The organism is Haloferax namakaokahaiae (assembly GCF_042663225.1).
Classification (GTDB): Archaea; Halobacteriota; Halobacteria; order Halobacteriales; family Haloferacaceae; genus Haloferax; species Haloferax namakaokahaiae.
The window spans coordinates 340,881-356,001 of the sequence record NZ_JBHTAA010000002.1 but is presented as its reverse complement, the minus strand read 5'-3'; the positions used below and the strand labels follow the sequence as shown (position 1 = coordinate 356,001).

Sequence of the window (15,121 nt, the reverse complement as noted above, 5' to 3'; positions counted from 1 at the left end):
GCGATGGGAAAGCCGACCTGAACGTACTCCACGCCGAGCGCATCGAGAGCCTCGACGGCGGCGATTTTCTGCTCGGTCGTGTAGGACTCACCGGGCCGTTGCTCGCCCTCTCGACACGTGACGTCGAGTAGCACTGGATCGGACATCAGCGTTCACCACCCGCGTGGAGGTACATTAGACTCCTCCCTCTTCTCGGAGTCGTTCGATATCTTCGTCGTCGTACCCGAATGACGACAGAATCGACTCGGTGTGCTCACCAAGTTTTGGGGGGTTCTCCGATTCGACGCGTCCGAACTCACTGGCGACGACAGGGAACCGAGGGACGTTGACGGGTTGGTCGGTTCCTTCGGCGGTCGAAACCTCCGTGAAGAAGTCGGTCGCACGCAGGTGTGGATCATCGACCACTTCATCGACCGAGTTGACTTTCGCAACCGGAACACCAGCCTCTCGAAGTCGAGCGACGAGCGTTTCCGAAGCGTACGACCGACACGCTTCGCGGAGAATCGCCATGAGTTCGTCGAGGTTCTCACGGCGGTCGGTAAGCGTCTCGAAACGCGAGTCAGTGTGAAGGTTCAAATCCAGTGCCGAACACAGTGCCTGCCACTGATGTTCACCAGAGGGACCGATGAACACCCACTCGTCGTCGTCCGTCTCGAACACGTCGTACGGTGCCCAGTTGGGGTGTGATGCGCCCATCGGACCGGGAACGTCGTCGTACGCTTCGGTATAGGCAAGCCAATAGCCCATCATCGAAACCGTGGATTCGAACAACGGCGCTGTCACCTTCGTCCCCGTTCCGGTGTGGACTCGTCGGAAGAGCGCACCGAGGACGGCAATCGCCCCGTAGAACGAGGCGGCCATATCCGCGATACTGGTTCCGGAGCGAACGGGCGGCATGTCTTCGTGGCCAGTGACGCTCATCATCCCAGAGAGTGCCTCTGCAATTGGGTCGAGTGCGGGATACGACTCGTACGGGCCGGGATTGAAGCCCTTTATCGAGCAGTAGATGAGTCCGGGATACGTCTGTTTGAGGTCGTCGTAGCCGATTCCCAACCGCTCGGCGGTTCCGGGTGCGTAGTTCTCGACGAGCACGTCCGCCTCCCCGAGGAGGTCGAAGAACACTTCGAGGGCTGCATCCGACTTGAGGTTGAGCGTGAGGCTCCGTTTGTCTCGATTGACGTAGTTGAACGAACTGTTACCGACGGGTGACGACCCGCGAATCAGGTCGCCGCCGTTCGGATGTTCGACTTTGATGACGTCCGCGCCGAGGTCGGCGAGCAGCATCGAGCAGAACGGCCCGGCGATGATGTGGCCGAGTTCGAGGACGAGCACGCCGTCCAACGGTAACGCGTTCGAATCGGTGAGTGCATTGGTGGTCGTGTGAGCGTCGTCGTCGCCAACACCGCCCATTATCGACTACTCCCCGGGTGGGCTGATTCGGCCTGACTCGTGTGCTCGGCACCGAAGCAAATCGTCTCACCAGTTTCGTCGAAGATGAACACGTCCGCGAAGTCGAACGAGACGGCCAACTGTTCACCCGCAGCGACGCCATCGACGTTCGAACTCACGACGTCGAACGTGGTTCCGTCGGCGAGACGGCCGTGAACGACCGACTCCGTGCCGAGCGTTTCGATGACTTCGACGTCGAGAGTGAACGCGTGTTCGCCCGCGTCTCCCACATCGACGTACTGCGGTCGAATCCCGAGTCTGACGACGTCCGACGGTACTGATGGGACATCGTCAGGGAGCGGGACGGAGATATCCGGCCCTCGGAGCGTCGTCACTCCGCTTTCCGTCTCGACAGCACAGTCGATGACGTTGGTCGAGGGCATGCCGATAAACTGCGCGACGTAGTCCGAGTTGGGGTAGTCGAACAACTGTTTCGGCGGGTCTACCTGCGCGAGTTCGCCTTCCCGGAGCAAGACGACTCGGTCGCTCATCGTCATCGCCTCGGTCTGGTCGTGGGTGACGTAGACGACGGTCGTATCGAGTTCTTGGTGGAGGCGCTGGATTTCGACGCGAAGGTCGGATTTGAGTTTCGCGTCGAGGTCGGACATGGGTTCGTCCAAGAGGAGGACGTCCGGGTCCTGGACGAACGCGCCGCCGAGGGCGACACGCTGCTGCTGGCCGCCGGAGAGTTCGGCCGGCATCTTCTCGAGTTGTTCCTCGATTTGGAGCACTTCGGCGGCTTCGTCGATTCGTTCGTCGCGTTCGGCCTTCGAGACGCCGTGAATCTTCAGTCCGTAGCCGATGTTTTCGCGGACGGACATGTGCGGATAGAGCGCGATGGATTGAAACACCATCGAGACGTTGCGCTCCTGCGGTGGGAGGTCGGTCACGTCGGTCTCGCCGAACTGAATCGACCCGGACGTGGGCGTCTCTAACCCCGCCAGCATGCGGAGGGTGGTCGTCTTGCCACACCCCGACGGCCCGACGAAGGTCGTAAACGAGCCTTCGGGGATGTCGAGTGTGAGGTCATCGACGGCGACGTGTGTGTTTCCGAGGGTGCGAAACTCCTTCGTGACGGATTCGATGTGGATGCTAGTTGCCATTATTCGAGGCCTCCAACGCTGAAGCCCTGGAGGAGGTATCGTTGTAGGAACAGTGCGATGAGGAACGGCGGGAGCGCGATGAGCAACGAGACGGCCATCGTCTCGCCCCAACCGATGCTGACTCGGTCGAGAAAGAGCGATGCGCCCACGTTGATAGTGTACATCTCGTCGCGGCTCATGACGACGCGGGCCATCGTGAAGTCGTTCCACGCGACGGCGAACGCGAAGATTGCGGCGGAGATGTAACCGGGCCGAGCGACGGGGAGGACGACGTCTTTGACCGTCCGCCAGCGACTCGCGCCGCGAACCCACGCGGACTCTTCGAGGGCGATGGGGACGGTCTGGAAGTACTGCCACATGAGCCAGATACAGAACGGTGCGGAGATGGCGGTGAGGGCGAGCGTCAGCGCGAAGTGACTGTTGAGCAGTCCGAGTGTCGAGAAGACGACGTACAATGGAATCGCAAGCACGATTGGGCTGAACATGTAGGAGAACAGCACCGCACGCGCGGCGATGGACTTCCCGGCGAAGTCGAACCGCGTCAGGCCGTAGCCCGCGGCCACTGCTATCGTCGTCGAGAGAATCGTCGAACCGAGCGTGACGACGAGGCTGTTACCGAAGTACCGAATCGTGTCAGTCTCGGTCAGTAAGACGACGAAGTTGCGGAGGGCCGGTTCGGTCGGCAGCAGGTTCACGCGCCCGCCGGCGAACGTCGCCGCGGGCGGTTGGATGGCGATGACTACCATGACGTACACCGGGACGATGGTGAATATCGAGATGAGGAGCGCCGTCAGGTAGACGGCGACGCGCTGGAGGCGCTTTTGCGTCTCGTGAGAGACGAGACCGCTCGTCGTCGGTCCACCAGTTGCCGACCCACCGGCCGTCGAGCCGTCAGACGGCTTCGACTCTCCGGTGTTCGATTTCGAAGTCGCCATCTCAGGCCACCTCCTTTTCGGGCGCGAACGCCCGGAAGTAGACGACGGCGACACCTGCTAACAGGAAGAACATGATTCCGGCGAGCGCCGTTGCGAGTCCGAAGTTGACCTCGCTAAAGGCGAGTTGGTAGACTCGAATCGGGAGCGTCGTCGTGGCTTTCAGTGGGCCACCGCGCGTCGAGAGGTAGATGATATCGAACTTGTTGAACATCCAGATGCCGCGGACGAGCAGGATGATGAGAATCGCCCCGCGAAGGTGGGGGAACGTGATGTCTCGGAACGCCTGCCACGTGGACGCACCTTCGACTCGTGCCCGTTCGTAGAGGTCGGGGTCGATAGCTTGCAACCGAGCGAGGAGGATGAAGAACGCGAAACTCGCAAACTTCCAGACGCTCGCCACGATGACCGCGGGCATCGCAAAGTCGAGTGTCGAGAAGAACGCGATCGGCTTGTCGATGAGACCGAGGTCCACGAGCGCCTGATTGAGTATCCCGATGTTCGGGTCCAAGATGAACTTCCACATGAAAATCACGACGAGCGTCGGGAGGAGATACGGGAAAATCATCAGCGTCCGCAACGCGTCGCCACCGCGGATTTTCTGGTTGATGACGAGCGCGAGACCGAGGCCGATGACGAGGCTGAGACCTGTCGTCGCAACGGCGTAGACGACGCTGTTCCAGAGGAACCCCCAGAATTCGGGCGCGCCGAGGAGCGTCGTGTAGTTGCCGAGACCGACGAACGTCGGGTTTCGAATCGGCGCTTCGAACAGGCTCATCCCCAGCGCGTAGACGATTGGAATCGCCCACACCGCGAGGAAGAACACGAACATCGGGACGAAACACGCGACGAGCAGGAGTGTCGTTCCGTCGAGTTCGCGCTCTCGAATCGCGTTCTGCGCGGCCGAAAGCCGCGATTTGAGCGCCGTATTCATTGTAGTCCGCGGAGTTCGTCGGCCAGCCAATCGACCGTCTCTTCGGGTGTCAATCCGCCCACGAGGAGTTGGTCCGCTGCTTGGCCGAACAGTTGTTCGCTGTAGGCATCCGCGGCGACGATGTTGGGTGCGCCGCCTTCGCCGGTCGCCAGAACCGTCGTGAACGCGTCCCAGTTGTTGCGGACGAGGTCCATGACCGCAGGGAACTGCTGGATGGTCTCGTTCTCGGTCACCTCGGGAGCATCGAGTTGCTCTCGCGTCGGTGGGAACTGGAACAGCGGGGCCGAGAGGATGAAGTCGTAAAACCGCGACGATTGGTTGAAGAATTCGACGAACGCCTGTGCACCCTCGGTGTTCTGCCCGTCGTTGCGGACGAGGTGGCCTTCCATGTAGGCCCACCACTTGTCCTGTGCGCCGCCACTCGGCACGGGAAAGCCCATCGGACTGAGTTTTTCGACGAGGTCCGGTCGATTCGCTTGAATCGTCAAGACCGGAAGGCCGCCGACGCTGGCGATTGCCGCGGCGTTCTCCTGCTGGAGCGCGCCGATTGCATCGCCCCACCCCCACCCGGAGCCGTTGGGTGAACTCTCGGCCATCGACTGGACCCACTCGAACGTCTCGATTGCGGCGTCTCGGTTCCCGTCTGAGTCGAGCATCACTTCGATACCGTCGGACGGGCCGCCGTAGATGTCTACGTCGTTCTGCCAGAGGTACTGGGTCATCTGGGTGTCGGCGTTGTTCGTCTGGCCGGACTGGATGACGTAGCCTTCCATCGAGCCTTCTGCCGAAATCTCGGCCGCGGCATCCACCCATTCACTCCACGACGCCGGTTTCTCGGAGTAGAGGTCGTTTCGATACCACGCCATCAGCGGTTCGACCATCGCCGCGGCGAAGTAGGAGTCGCCGCCGACGTTGACTGGGTCCGGGAGGTCGTTGTCTTGCACGGCGCTGGTAACCGGGGCTAGGACCCCATCTCGCTGGAGTCTGTAGGCGTCTGTCGAGGTATCGAAAAGGAGGTCCGGCGGGTTGCCGGCGGCCACCATCTTCTGCATCTCGGCATCCGAGGAGGTCCCTTTCGCCGTGTAAATCATCTCCACCGTGTGGTCGGTCTCCTCTTCGAATTCGGCGATGATTTCGTCCATCACTTCCTTCGAGTCACCCCGGTCCGAGAGGTATCGAATCGGCTCGTTCGACCCGCCAGAGCCACCTCCGAGACACCCTGCTGTCGTCACCGCTGCCGCACTACCGACGGCTGTGAGAAACCGTCGTCGTGACGTGCTCGACTCGTTCGACTCCACACCGCGCGCCTGTTTGTCTCCGTTTGTCATGGTAATTGCAAACAAATGTACTCCGCTCGGCGACACGTGAATAGTGCCTACCCCTGTTGGCTCTTTAAATACAAATAGTGCACAATGCGGACCCGTATTAGGAATGTAAGGAAACTAGGCTCAACGCCTCGCACCGCTCACTCTACTGGTGGTCGGGTCTCGTCCGCGTCGTCGCGTCGGCGAGTGCATCGCTGAGGAGTTTCTTTTCGGCCTTTCGGAGGTGCTCTAACACCGTCGGGCGGGTGAGGCCGAACTCCGCCGCGATCGCTTCGACGGTGATTCTTCGCGGCCAATCGAAGTAGCCGTGTTCGAGCGCGAATCCGATTATCTCCGCTTGTCGGGGGGAGAGGCGTGTCGATGGCCCAGCGAAGGGTTTCAACTTTCGGAGTTCGACCGTGCCGAGGGTTCGCAGTTCTGCGATGATTTGCTTGAGGTCCGCTCTCCGGAAGACGACGATGTCGAATACCCGAGAGGTCCCGTAAAACTGGCTCATCCGCTGGAGTCGGCCGTGGTTCTCTCGAATTATCGGGAGCGCTCCCGAAGAGCGCTTCGTAATCAGTAGTTGGTCGTCGCCGACGAACTCGACTGCCGCGACGACGTCACTCGTTTCGAGTCGTGCCGCCATCTCGTCGCGTTTGTCGCCCGCGTTGACGACGAATCGAATGTCTCGCTCGCCGAGCACCTCACAGTTCGTCACGATGACCGGCCCGTCGGCGAGACTGCTCACCTCTGAGAGGATGAAGTCCTCGGTCAGTTCCAATAGAATCGTCGCTCGAAGCATCGCTACCGTTCGCTGAGCCTCGTCGAATCGTCTCTGTGCCGGTCCGTCAGTCGCATACTCGTGCTACTGTCTGTACGCGATTCGTGGATAATAACTGTAGCCGCGAACTGTTCGTCCCGCTATGACGTTCGTCGTCCTCCCACGACGTTCTCCGTTCCGCCGCGACGTTCTCCGTTTCGCCGCGACGTTCTCCGTTCCACCGCGACGTTCCTCAGTTCACGACCTGTTCGACACGTAGTTTCATCATCGGTGGGTACGAACGAGTGAGTACTGAACGCCATGCACCCAACGCGGAACAAACACACACCGCTTTCGCCTTCCGCGGAACGAGCCTACGAGTTCCTGAAGTCTGTCGTCGAGGGGAACGAAGATGGCATCCCCACGACGGCCGCTCGCTCAGAGCTGACGTCCGCGGACGGAGTTTCTAACTGCCTTCCAGAACTCTTGGAGAAGGGCTATCTGTACGAGGTCAGTGGCACGCTCTACGTGACGTAGGGCACGCGAACTCGTGTGTTCGGGCTGCCGTCTCACGAGTGGAGACTGACCGTGTCCAGTCGCTCGGTTTGCTTCTCGTACCAATGCACCGATAGAGAGCGCCGTACAGGTGCATCGTTACCGGGTTCAGAGAGTCGGCGTGGGCGGTTTCGAAGACGTGCGTTCATCTCCGCCTCCCCAACGCTTTTCCTCCAAATCGCCGTACTCCAAGACGATTATGACTACATTCGACGATATCGAGTTAGGGTTCGTTCCGCTCGGAGAGACCGGCTTACAGACGAGCGAACTCCAGTTCGGGACGTGGCGATTCGGCAAAAAGACCGAGGAGGGAAACGTCGAAATCGACGAACAGCGCGCACACGAACTGCTCGATGCCTACGAGGCCGCAGGTGGCCGATTCATCGACACCGCCGACGTCTACGGTCTCGGGGACAGCGAGCGCTGGATCGGTGAGTGGCTCGCCGACCGCGACCGAGAGCGATTCACCATCGCATCGAAAATCTACTGGGAGATTCGACGCGGAGACCCGAACAGTATCGGGACGAACCGGAAGAATATTCGCCACCGAATCGACGCGCTTCTCGACCGTCTCGACACCGACTACCTGGACGTACTCTACATCCACCGCTGGGACGACGAGACACCCGCGCGCGAGATGATGAAGACGCTCAACGGTCTCGTCGAAGACGGCAAGGTGCACTACCTCGGCGCATCGACGATGCGACCCAACGCGTGGAAAGTCGCCAAAGCGAACGAAATCGCACGCGAGAACGGCTGGGAGCCCTTCACCGTCTCACAACCGCGGTACAACCTCGTCAACCGAGAAATCGAAGGTGACTATCTGGAGATGACACGAGCCTACGGTATCGCCGTCTGTCCGTGGAGTCCGCTCGGACAGGGCTTTTTGACCGGAAAATACACGCGCGAAGATGGTCTGACCGGGGAGTCTCGGGCCGCCGAATCGAGTCGATTCGAGCAGTCCTACCTGACCGAGGAGAACTTCGCCGTCCACGACGTGCTCGACGAAGTCGCCGACGAAGTCGATGCGTCCCCGGCACAGACTGCCCTCGCGTGGTTGATGCACCGCGATGGAGTTACGGCACCTATCGTCGGCGCGCGAACGGTCGAACAACTCGAAGAGAACCTCGCGGCGGCGACAATCGACCTCTCCGACGAACAGGTCGAGCGATTGACCGAATCGAAGCCCGGCCCATACGCTGGACTGTAAGCGCGGCACGTCCAGCCTCGCGTCTCGTTTTCACGTGGTTTCTGTGTGCTCTTCCGAATCGGCCATGGTCTGTGAGTCCGAACTGTGCTCTCTCGGGTCGCTGTTGAACCGGAACACCGACCGTTCGTCCGCTTGCTGCACGTAGTTGGTTCGGCCGGCGTGGAGTAATCGAAGCGTGACGATGCTTCCTTTCGGGTCGTTATCGCGGATTAGCAGTTCGCCCTCCATCTGTGTCGCAACCCAGTGGACGAGCCACAGTCCGATTCCGCTCGCGTGTTCGAGCGGAGTTTCGGTCCCCGTTTCGAGAGCGTGCCGTTCGCTTTTGGGGATTCCCGGACCGTTGTCTGCGACGTGAATATCGACGTACCGAGCGTTCTGTTCGGTCACCGATTCGACGGTCACACACACTTCGGGCGTCTCCTCGTCCGAGTGTTTGAGCGCATTTTCCATGAGGTTGTCCAGCGCGACGGGAAGTAACCGACCGGCAAGCGCATACGTCTCCGGTTGGATTTCGGTCGTCAGTTCGACTTCTGGCCGAGTCGATGCGACGGAACCCACGTACTTCGAAACCAGTGCCGAGATGTCCGTCCTGACTGGCGACTCACCGGACCGAATAGTCTTCTCGATCTGTCGTGCGTGGTTGCTCAGGTTCGTGAGTTCGCTCGATTTTTTCAACACGATGTCGAGGTACTGCTCTAAGTCTGTGTCGTCGATAGTTTCCCGGACGATACTCGTGTACCCCTCGATGACGGTGAGGTCGTTCCTGAGGTCGTGACGAAGCACGCGGTTGAGGACTTCGAGTCGTTGCTGGTCGAGTTTCTTCTCTGTGATGTCTCTGACCGAGACGACCATCCCTTGTATCGCGGGGTCTTCGAAGTGGTTTTCGCCGACGCTTTCGATGTACCGCCACGACCCGTCTTGGTGTTGGATACGGTACTCTATCGTTGGGCTTTGCTCCGAGTGCTTGCCTCTCTCGAACGCGTCACGGGTTTTGCTTCTGTCGTCTGGGTGGACGGTATCGAAAATGTTCAGCCCGCATGCGTTCTCGGGTTCGTAGCCCAGTACGTCGGTGAGCGATGGACTGACGTACGTTATCTCACCCGATTTGTCGATGATTGCGACGACGTTCGCCGTCTTCTCGATGAGTGCCTGGAATCGGCGTTGGGCAGTATGCCGTTGGGTGATGTCCGAAATATGGAGCACACAGCCGAGCGGCTCGGCTTCGTTCGCATTGATGTGAGAGATGGTGACGTCGAAAAACTGTGCAGTCTCCGTCGTTTCGATGATTATCTCCGAGGTTCCGTCGTTCGCGTCCGCGAGTTGTGCGCTCCCTGCCGGCCACACGTCTTCGAACGGCGTCCCGATGCAGTCTCTTTTCGTGACATCGAAGAGTTCGATAGCCGCAGGGTTGAGGTCTACGACCTCTTGGGTGGTGTTCAAGACGACTATCGCATCGCCCATCTCCTCGATGATTCGATTTCGACCTACCGGGCCGAGGTCGAGAAACCGGTAGTTGTAGAGTGCCCATCCGACCATGACGGTCGTGAGCGCGAACGAGACGGGCGTCAAATCGACCGGCGTGAACGTCACGTACCCACCGGTCGTGAGAAGGCTCACCCCCAACGGGATGACACCTGCGAGGAGTAAGAAAAACGACTGGCGACGGTCGGCACCCGATTCGGTCCACGCGTGCTAAAGTAGTGCGACGGCCGCGACGATGTCCATCACGAACGTGTACGCGAGCGAACCGAGCAGCAACGGTCCGGGGTCGGCACCGAACGTCGGAATCGCTCCCGAGGCATCGAATACGGGGTTCGTGTAGAGGAGTCCGTGGTAGTGGTTGGTCAGTGCCCCGAGAAAGGCGAGGACAGGAACGACAGCGAACAGGAGGGCACGCGCGCCGGCTAATTGAGGCACCCACCCAGTGTACCGGAAGACGAACAGCGGCCAACTAATCGCCATCAACGTAACGCCCGCGAGGACGACGATGCCCCAAATCTGGTATCCTTCGGGCGTAGTCTGGGTCAACTGTAATGCGTACCCGAGTGCCCAGAGTGCGGCGGCAACCGTGACGCCCAAGAAAGAGACGACCGCTGGAGAATCTAACTCACGTCGTCGAGCGTAGATGAACGTCCCTTGAATGAGAGAGACCCCACTCGCAAAGAGCAGCGGAATCAGGTAGACGTTCATCTGCGGCGACATCGATATCGATATTTATCACCTCAAATTATCATAAATCCTATGATAGTTTGTGCGTCTGATATGTTATTTGAACAACTTTTATTATCCGGCTCTGTAGCTCGCTTGATACGCAATTCCGCCTCTTACTGTTCATTAAAGCGTGTTATCACGAATGTTCTCTGTCCAATTTGAGGAACGAACAGTATCACGAGGCGAATTCATTAATGTTTGATTATTGACTCATGTTCGTTTTCTGTTTTCGGAGTCGTTTTTCGGAGTCATCTCGCTGGGCCAGAAAATAAGTTGGAACTCCTGAATCGAGAGTTAAAATCCGATATGTGATGTTGAACTAGGGCCGCCGTCGCCGTCGTCGTCAGCATCGATTCCCCCGTCGTGAAGGTAGGTGTATGCGTCGTCGCTTAGAAAGACGTCCCCAGCATCGACGGTCACGCCGACTCCGGGAAGTGTCGTTCCCGCGGCCTCGCCGTTGTCACACGCGCCCGAACACGTATCGAACATCGACCCGTGCTTCGGGCAGATTAGCTCACCGTCTCGAACCGCGGCACCGTCCCCCCTGTCGAATTTCTGGTTCTCGTGAGTGCACGTGTTTATCCACGCACGCACGCCGGGGTCTTCCTCGCACTGGACGAGGAGTATCTCCCGTTCGTTCGCGTAGCTATCCTCCGCTGTGAAGAGGTACGACCCGTTCTCGGGAACGTCTTCGACAGCAACGATTCGTGTACGTTCAGTCATTGCACAATGTGGTACCGTGGTAGTCAAATGCGCATCGGCGTTCGACCCGAAAAAAGTTCGTCGGAGTCGAATTCAGGACGAGAGATTACTCGAACAGTTCGACGGCCTGCTCGTAGCGAGCAGACGGCTCTTCCCAATCGACGACCTCAAAGAAGTTCGAGACGAAGTCGCCGCGGGCCGGGCCGTAGTCGTGGTAGTACGAGTGTTCCCAGACGTCGAGCGCGAGAATCGGGTGGCTACCCCAGAGTGCACCCTGGTCGTGCTTGTCAACGACGACGTTTCGCAGTTGGTTCGAGAACGAGTCGTAGACGAGCAGCGCCCAGCCACCTGCTGCGCCCGCGGCCGCTTCGAATTCGCCCTTCCAGGCGTCGTAGGAGCCGAAGTCTTCGGCGATGCGGTCTGCGAGCGCACCTTCTGGCTCGTCGCCGCCTTCGGGCGACATGGAGTTCCAAAAGAGGTCGTGCAGGATGTGACCCGAGCCGTTGTGGGTCACGTTGCGAAGTGCGCCGGCAGACGAACCGAACTCGCCCGCTTCACGGTTTTCGGCGAGCGTCTCTTCGGCGGCGTTCCAGCCGTTGACGTAGCCCTGATGGTGGGTGTCGTGGTGCCACGTGAGAACCTGCTCGGAGATGTGTGGTTCGAGCGCGTCGTAATCGTACGGCAGTGGGTCGAGTTCGTAGTCAGACATGTGTATCGACGTTCGAAACGAGGGATGGAAACCCTTTGAACGTTCCCTGAATCGTATTTTAGTAACAATACTTTCACGTTCGATTTCCGCTTGCGTGCCGGTTATCTGTGGCAGGTCCCTTGGCTCTCGCATGGACCCCAGTCATTCGGGTCACGACGCCGAGCGCGGACCGGTTTCCGGGCAGATGGTTCGCCACGGGACTGGCGTGAACTCGAACCGTGCGTTCCCGACGAACGACTACCCCGCCAACCTCGACCCCTTCGTCCTGTTCGAGCGCTTTCACATCGACCCCGACAAGGGGTTTCCGATGCATCCACACCGGGGGTTCGAAATCGTCTCCTACATGCTCGACGGAGGGATGGAACACGAGGACTCACTAGGTGTCTCGCACACCGCCTACGAGGGCGATACGATGCGCATCACGACTGGGTCGGGAATTCGCCACTCGGAGTTCCCCGCCGACGGTGCGGCCTGCAACGGACTCCAGTTGTGGGTGAACCTCCCGCGCGAGAAGAAGGAAATCGACGCTGACTACGCCGATGCGAGTGCGTCCGAACTCCCGACCACCGAGTACGACGGAGCGACGGTAACGACGGTCGTCGGCGACGGGTCACCAATCGAACTCCAGACGCCCATGGAGTATCTCGACGCTCGTGTCTCCGCGTCGTGGACGTGGAGCGTTCCGAGCGACTGGAGTGGGTTCCTCTACGGCGTGTCCGGTTCGGGAACCGTAGATAGAGATTCATTTTCGGAGGGTGACGTGCTCCCGGTCACCGGTGGCGGTGAAATCGACGTTCGAACAGAGGGTGCACTCCGTGTCGTCGCCGTCAGCGGCCGTCCCCACGACGAACCGATACGGCAGCGCGGCCCGTTCGTGTTGTAACGCAGTCTGTTCGTGTCGGAATCCGGTTTTCGCCCCTCGTCGAGTTCCCGCCTACAACTCGATTTCACTACTCCACCGAAGTATGTTATCGACCCTGACAGGTGCTTGCTCCAACGAGAGGAAGTTCGCCAACTTCTCGGCCGAGAGGTCGAACGGTCCGTGAGTGTCCGATGTCAGGTAGTACCTTCCCGACGGGCCGATTTGAAGCGAAAAGAGCGACCCCATCCCGAACGTCTTCGTCGGGTACGTCTCGACGGTCGTTCGCCACCCGTCCGACGTCTCTTCGAGTTCGACGAGATACGGCGTCCCGCTCTCTGCTTGGACGAGTTCGACCCCGGCATCGCCGACGGTCGAGTACTGCCCGCCGGTGATGCTCATCGACCGAGCAATCTCCAGTCCGGACCGAATCGTGAACCCTTGGTTCAGCAACTTCGCCAGCATCGCACCGACGTCGGTGGCGCTGTGGCTGTTGATATTCGAGAGGGTGACAACGCCCCCGACCGCGCCCTTCTCGACGAGGTGTCTCCCCTGAGTGTACGACTGGCACGCGTTCAAGAAGAACGTCTCAATCGCAACGTCGTCCAGCGTCTCGACGTCGAGATAGCCGTCGGTACACTCGATTCCCTCGTGAGTCGCGTGGCCGATGTAGTGTAAGAAGTCGATATCCGATTGCAGTATCTCAGCCAACTGCTCGCGCGAGACGGCCTCGTACGTTTGTAACTCGAACTCGAACTGTTTGTGAGTCCCGTAGACGGTTCGGACTTGTTTCGCCTCGGCAATCATCTTCGCGTCGTTGTGGACGACGACGACGGTGATTGGCTGGTCTGACAGCGGCCGGTTCTCACGATTGAGGTACCCCTGCCGGATGAACTCGTTCGCGTTGAGGCAGATGTCGTCACTGACGCTCGTGTGGTGTTTCGAATCGTCTTTTTCGATTCGGACGAATCGCTCGCTCTCGGGCCACTGCTCGCCGTCACCACTCCGTGTCAGTGGGCTTCGAAACGGTGTTCGAAGGAAGAGGTCGAGTGCCTGCGACTCCAGCGTCTGTTTTGGAATCTCCACGAACGGTTCCGTTCGGATGATGGCGAGTTCGTCGAGTAGGTGCGGTATCGCCTCGATCGTCTTCGGGTTCGAACTCACGTACGCGGTCAACAACCACTGTGGAAACCGCGGCCGAAGCTGGTCGATATCGACGGCGAGATAGTGTCGTAACTGGGTGGCGGTATCCATCTCGTACAGCGTGTCGAATCCGACCGAAAAGTGGTCTCTGACGTTCTCCAGCCCGTCCAGTTCGACTTGGTAGAGTCCCTCCGTTCGGACCAGACAATCGCAGTAGAAAACTTGCTTGAGGATATCTGCGAGCGTCTCTTCGTACTGCGCTCCGAGGTCGTACCGCCGGTCACCGACGACGAACGCCGGGTCGCTGTCGAATTCGATGTTCGATTTCAGGTAGTACGCCAACGGTGCTGCTGCGAACACGCCCTTGGGTGTCTCCGGGACTTCGATAGTTAGCTCGTCGTTCGGTCGTGAATCGACCGCGGAGAGGTCCAGTCGGTCAGATAGCTCTATCGCTGGTGGGTGAGGCCGATGCGCGGGATACGAGCGCTCCGGCGAGTCTAACTGCCCGGCCGAGAGTGCAGTAATCGCCTCGGCGAGGTGCGCAGGGTCTTCGGTCGTTTGAATCGTTGCCGTCGGCTGGTTCACGTGAGCGCGCGACGCTAACTCGACCGGAACCTCCGCTTGGAAGCTGATTTGCACCTGTTCCTCGGTGGATTGGACGTCGAACGCGCTGGTGAAGTGGAGATACGACTTGACGGCAGTGTTTAGTTCGACGTAGTATTCGTCTGCCGGAAAGCTATCACTCGATTGGTGTGAAACCTGACCCAGCATCTCTCGGTCTCCCGTTCGAACCACGACGGCAACCGAATTCGGAATCGTCACTGCCGCGGTGCTGAGTGAACACTTCGCCATCGCCGGGAACGGGAACCCCACGGCGTCAGACTGCTGTGGTTCGATGAGGTGCTCGAAGTGAAACGTGCTCTGTCTCGAGTTGACGGTATCGCGCACCACTATCGCCGACTCTTCGAGAACTGGTTCGAACACTACCTCATCCATCTATCATCCATGAAAAACACGCTTACTCAGTAATATCTAACGCTTCAAGCTCTCTATCTGTCATTTAGACATATTTCAATTAACAGGAAAACAGAACTTTTCTATCTCTTTTCAGTATCGAGAATTCGATTTGCGATTCAAAAAACACGTCGAATAATCCAAAGTTGCGCTAAATACGCCCGGATTCGACTACGTTGAACGGAGTTTGTCAGTAAATTCCACCTTCTGACGACGAATTTTACCAGCGCTAC

General features: G+C 59.1%; 13 protein-coding genes and 2 pseudogenes. 3 read left to right on the top strand and 12 right to left on the bottom strand.

From position 1 onward, the window contains the following. From ACFQJC_RS07460 to ACFQJC_RS07430, 7 genes and pseudogenes are all read right to left on the bottom strand, one after another. A pseudogene (locus tag ACFQJC_RS07460) lies at positions 1 to 146 on the bottom strand (LeuA family protein); the annotation flags it as partial. A 28-nt stretch (positions 147 to 174) separates the two neighbouring features. Further along, positions 175 to 1,410, bottom strand: a complete 1,236-nt coding sequence (locus ACFQJC_RS07455; protein WP_390222686.1) for a CaiB/BaiF CoA transferase family protein — start codon at positions 1,408 to 1,410, stop codon at positions 175 to 177. After that, positions 1,410 to 2,552 carry an ABC transporter ATP-binding protein gene (locus tag ACFQJC_RS07450; RefSeq protein ID WP_390222685.1) on the bottom strand — a complete coding sequence of 381 codons (1,143 nt, stop codon included), beginning with the start codon at positions 2,550 to 2,552 and terminating at the stop codon, positions 1,410 to 1,412. The genes ACFQJC_RS07455 and ACFQJC_RS07450 overlap by 1 nt, the downstream gene beginning before the upstream one ends. Continuing rightward, positions 2,552 to 3,487 carry a carbohydrate ABC transporter permease gene (locus ACFQJC_RS07445; RefSeq protein WP_390222684.1) on the bottom strand — a complete coding sequence of 312 codons (936 nt, stop codon included), beginning with the start codon at positions 3,485 to 3,487 and terminating at the stop codon, positions 2,552 to 2,554. The genes ACFQJC_RS07450 and ACFQJC_RS07445 overlap by 1 nt, the downstream gene beginning before the upstream one ends. Position 3,488: 1 nt before the next feature. Further along, complete coding sequence (locus ACFQJC_RS07440; RefSeq protein WP_390222683.1) at positions 3,489 to 4,418, bottom strand: carbohydrate ABC transporter permease; 930 nt, start codon at positions 4,416 to 4,418, stop codon at positions 3,489 to 3,491. Continuing rightward, positions 4,415 to 5,650 (bottom strand): ABC transporter substrate-binding protein, encoded by a 1,236-nt coding sequence (locus ACFQJC_RS07435; RefSeq protein WP_390222693.1) that lies wholly within the window; start codon positions 5,648 to 5,650, stop codon positions 4,415 to 4,417. Before ACFQJC_RS07435 ends, ACFQJC_RS07440 begins: the two co-directional genes overlap by 4 nt. A gap of 238 nt (positions 5,651 to 5,888) precedes the next feature. After that, the gene (locus tag ACFQJC_RS07430; protein ID WP_390222682.1) at positions 5,889 to 6,527 is read right to left on the bottom strand and encodes a helix-turn-helix domain-containing protein; all 639 of its coding nucleotides are present in this window, start codon (positions 6,525 to 6,527) and stop codon (positions 5,889 to 5,891) included. Positions 6,528 to 6,806: 279 nt separating this feature from the next. Between ACFQJC_RS07430 and ACFQJC_RS07425 the strand changes: the two genes are divergently transcribed. Both ACFQJC_RS07425 and ACFQJC_RS07420 read left to right on the top strand, forming a co-directional pair. After that, entirely contained in the window at positions 6,807 to 7,022 is a 216-nt protein-coding gene (locus ACFQJC_RS07425; RefSeq protein ID WP_390222681.1) for a hypothetical protein, read from the top strand. A 217-nt stretch (positions 7,023 to 7,239) separates the two neighbouring features. Further along, on the top strand, positions 7,240 to 8,250 hold the full coding sequence (locus tag ACFQJC_RS07420; protein WP_390222680.1) for an aldo/keto reductase: 1,011 nt from the start codon (positions 7,240 to 7,242) through the stop codon (positions 8,248 to 8,250). 30 nt (positions 8,251 to 8,280) lie between these two features. Here the strand turns inward: ACFQJC_RS07420 and ACFQJC_RS07415 are convergent, their stop codons facing one another. The 4 genes and pseudogenes from ACFQJC_RS07415 to sod all read right to left on the bottom strand — a co-directional run bounded on the left by ACFQJC_RS07415 (position 8,281) and on the right by sod (position 11,872). Further along, positions 8,281 to 9,033 (bottom strand): sensor histidine kinase, encoded by a 753-nt coding sequence (locus tag ACFQJC_RS07415; RefSeq protein ID WP_390222692.1) that lies wholly within the window; start codon positions 9,031 to 9,033, stop codon positions 8,281 to 8,283. A gap of 27 nt (positions 9,034 to 9,060) precedes the next feature. Then, positions 9,061 to 10,440 (bottom strand): annotated as a pseudogene (locus ACFQJC_RS07410) (histidine kinase N-terminal 7TM domain-containing protein); the annotation flags it as partial. Positions 10,441 to 10,755: 315 nt separating this feature from the next. Beyond that, the gene (locus tag ACFQJC_RS07405; protein WP_390222679.1) at positions 10,756 to 11,184 is read right to left on the bottom strand and encodes a Rieske (2Fe-2S) protein; all 429 of its coding nucleotides are present in this window, start codon (positions 11,182 to 11,184) and stop codon (positions 10,756 to 10,758) included. Positions 11,185 to 11,269: 85 nt separating this feature from the next. Beyond that, complete coding sequence (gene sod / locus ACFQJC_RS07400; protein WP_390222678.1) at positions 11,270 to 11,872, bottom strand: superoxide dismutase; 603 nt, start codon at positions 11,870 to 11,872, stop codon at positions 11,270 to 11,272. Between the two features lie 130 nt (positions 11,873 to 12,002). Between sod and ACFQJC_RS07395 the strand changes: the two genes are divergently transcribed. Next, positions 12,003 to 12,755 carry a pirin family protein gene (locus ACFQJC_RS07395; RefSeq protein WP_390222677.1) on the top strand — a complete coding sequence of 251 codons (753 nt, stop codon included), beginning with the start codon at positions 12,003 to 12,005 and terminating at the stop codon, positions 12,753 to 12,755. Positions 12,756 to 12,806: 51 nt separating this feature from the next. Here the strand turns inward: ACFQJC_RS07395 and ACFQJC_RS07390 are convergent, their stop codons facing one another. After that, positions 12,807 to 14,870: a hypothetical protein gene (locus ACFQJC_RS07390; RefSeq protein WP_390222676.1), complete on the bottom strand. Its 2,064-nt coding sequence runs from the start codon at positions 14,868 to 14,870 to the stop codon at positions 12,807 to 12,809. Between the last annotated feature and the right edge of the window lie 251 nt (positions 14,871 to 15,121).

Coding starts and splice junctions, on each gene's coding strand:
- ACFQJC_RS07455 (WP_390222686.1), bottom strand. CDS start 1,410: ATGGGCGGTGTTGGCGACGACGACGCTCACACGACCACCAATGCACTC.
- ACFQJC_RS07450 (WP_390222685.1), bottom strand. CDS start 2,552: ATGGCAACTAGCATCCACATCGAATCCGTCACGAAGGAGTTTCGCACC.
- ACFQJC_RS07445 (WP_390222684.1), bottom strand. CDS start 3,487: ATGGCGACTTCGAAATCGAACACCGGAGAGTCGAAGCCGTCTGACGGC.
- ACFQJC_RS07440 (WP_390222683.1), bottom strand. CDS start 4,418: ATGAATACGGCGCTCAAATCGCGGCTTTCGGCCGCGCAGAACGCGATT.
- ACFQJC_RS07430 (WP_390222682.1), bottom strand. CDS start 6,527: ATGCTTCGAGCGACGATTCTATTGGAACTGACCGAGGACTTCATCCTC.
- ACFQJC_RS07425 (WP_390222681.1), top strand. CDS start 6,807: ATGCACCCAACGCGGAACAAACACACACCGCTTTCGCCTTCCGCGGAA.
- ACFQJC_RS07420 (WP_390222680.1), top strand. CDS start 7,240: ATGACTACATTCGACGATATCGAGTTAGGGTTCGTTCCGCTCGGAGAG.
- ACFQJC_RS07405 (WP_390222679.1), bottom strand. CDS start 11,184: ATGACTGAACGTACACGAATCGTTGCTGTCGAAGACGTTCCCGAGAAC.
- sod (WP_390222678.1), bottom strand. CDS start 11,872: ATGTCTGACTACGAACTCGACCCACTGCCGTACGATTACGACGCGCTC.
- ACFQJC_RS07395 (WP_390222677.1), top strand. CDS start 12,003: ATGGACCCCAGTCATTCGGGTCACGACGCCGAGCGCGGACCGGTTTCC.
- ACFQJC_RS07390 (WP_390222676.1), bottom strand. CDS start 14,870: ATGGATGAGGTAGTGTTCGAACCAGTTCTCGAAGAGTCGGCGATAGTG.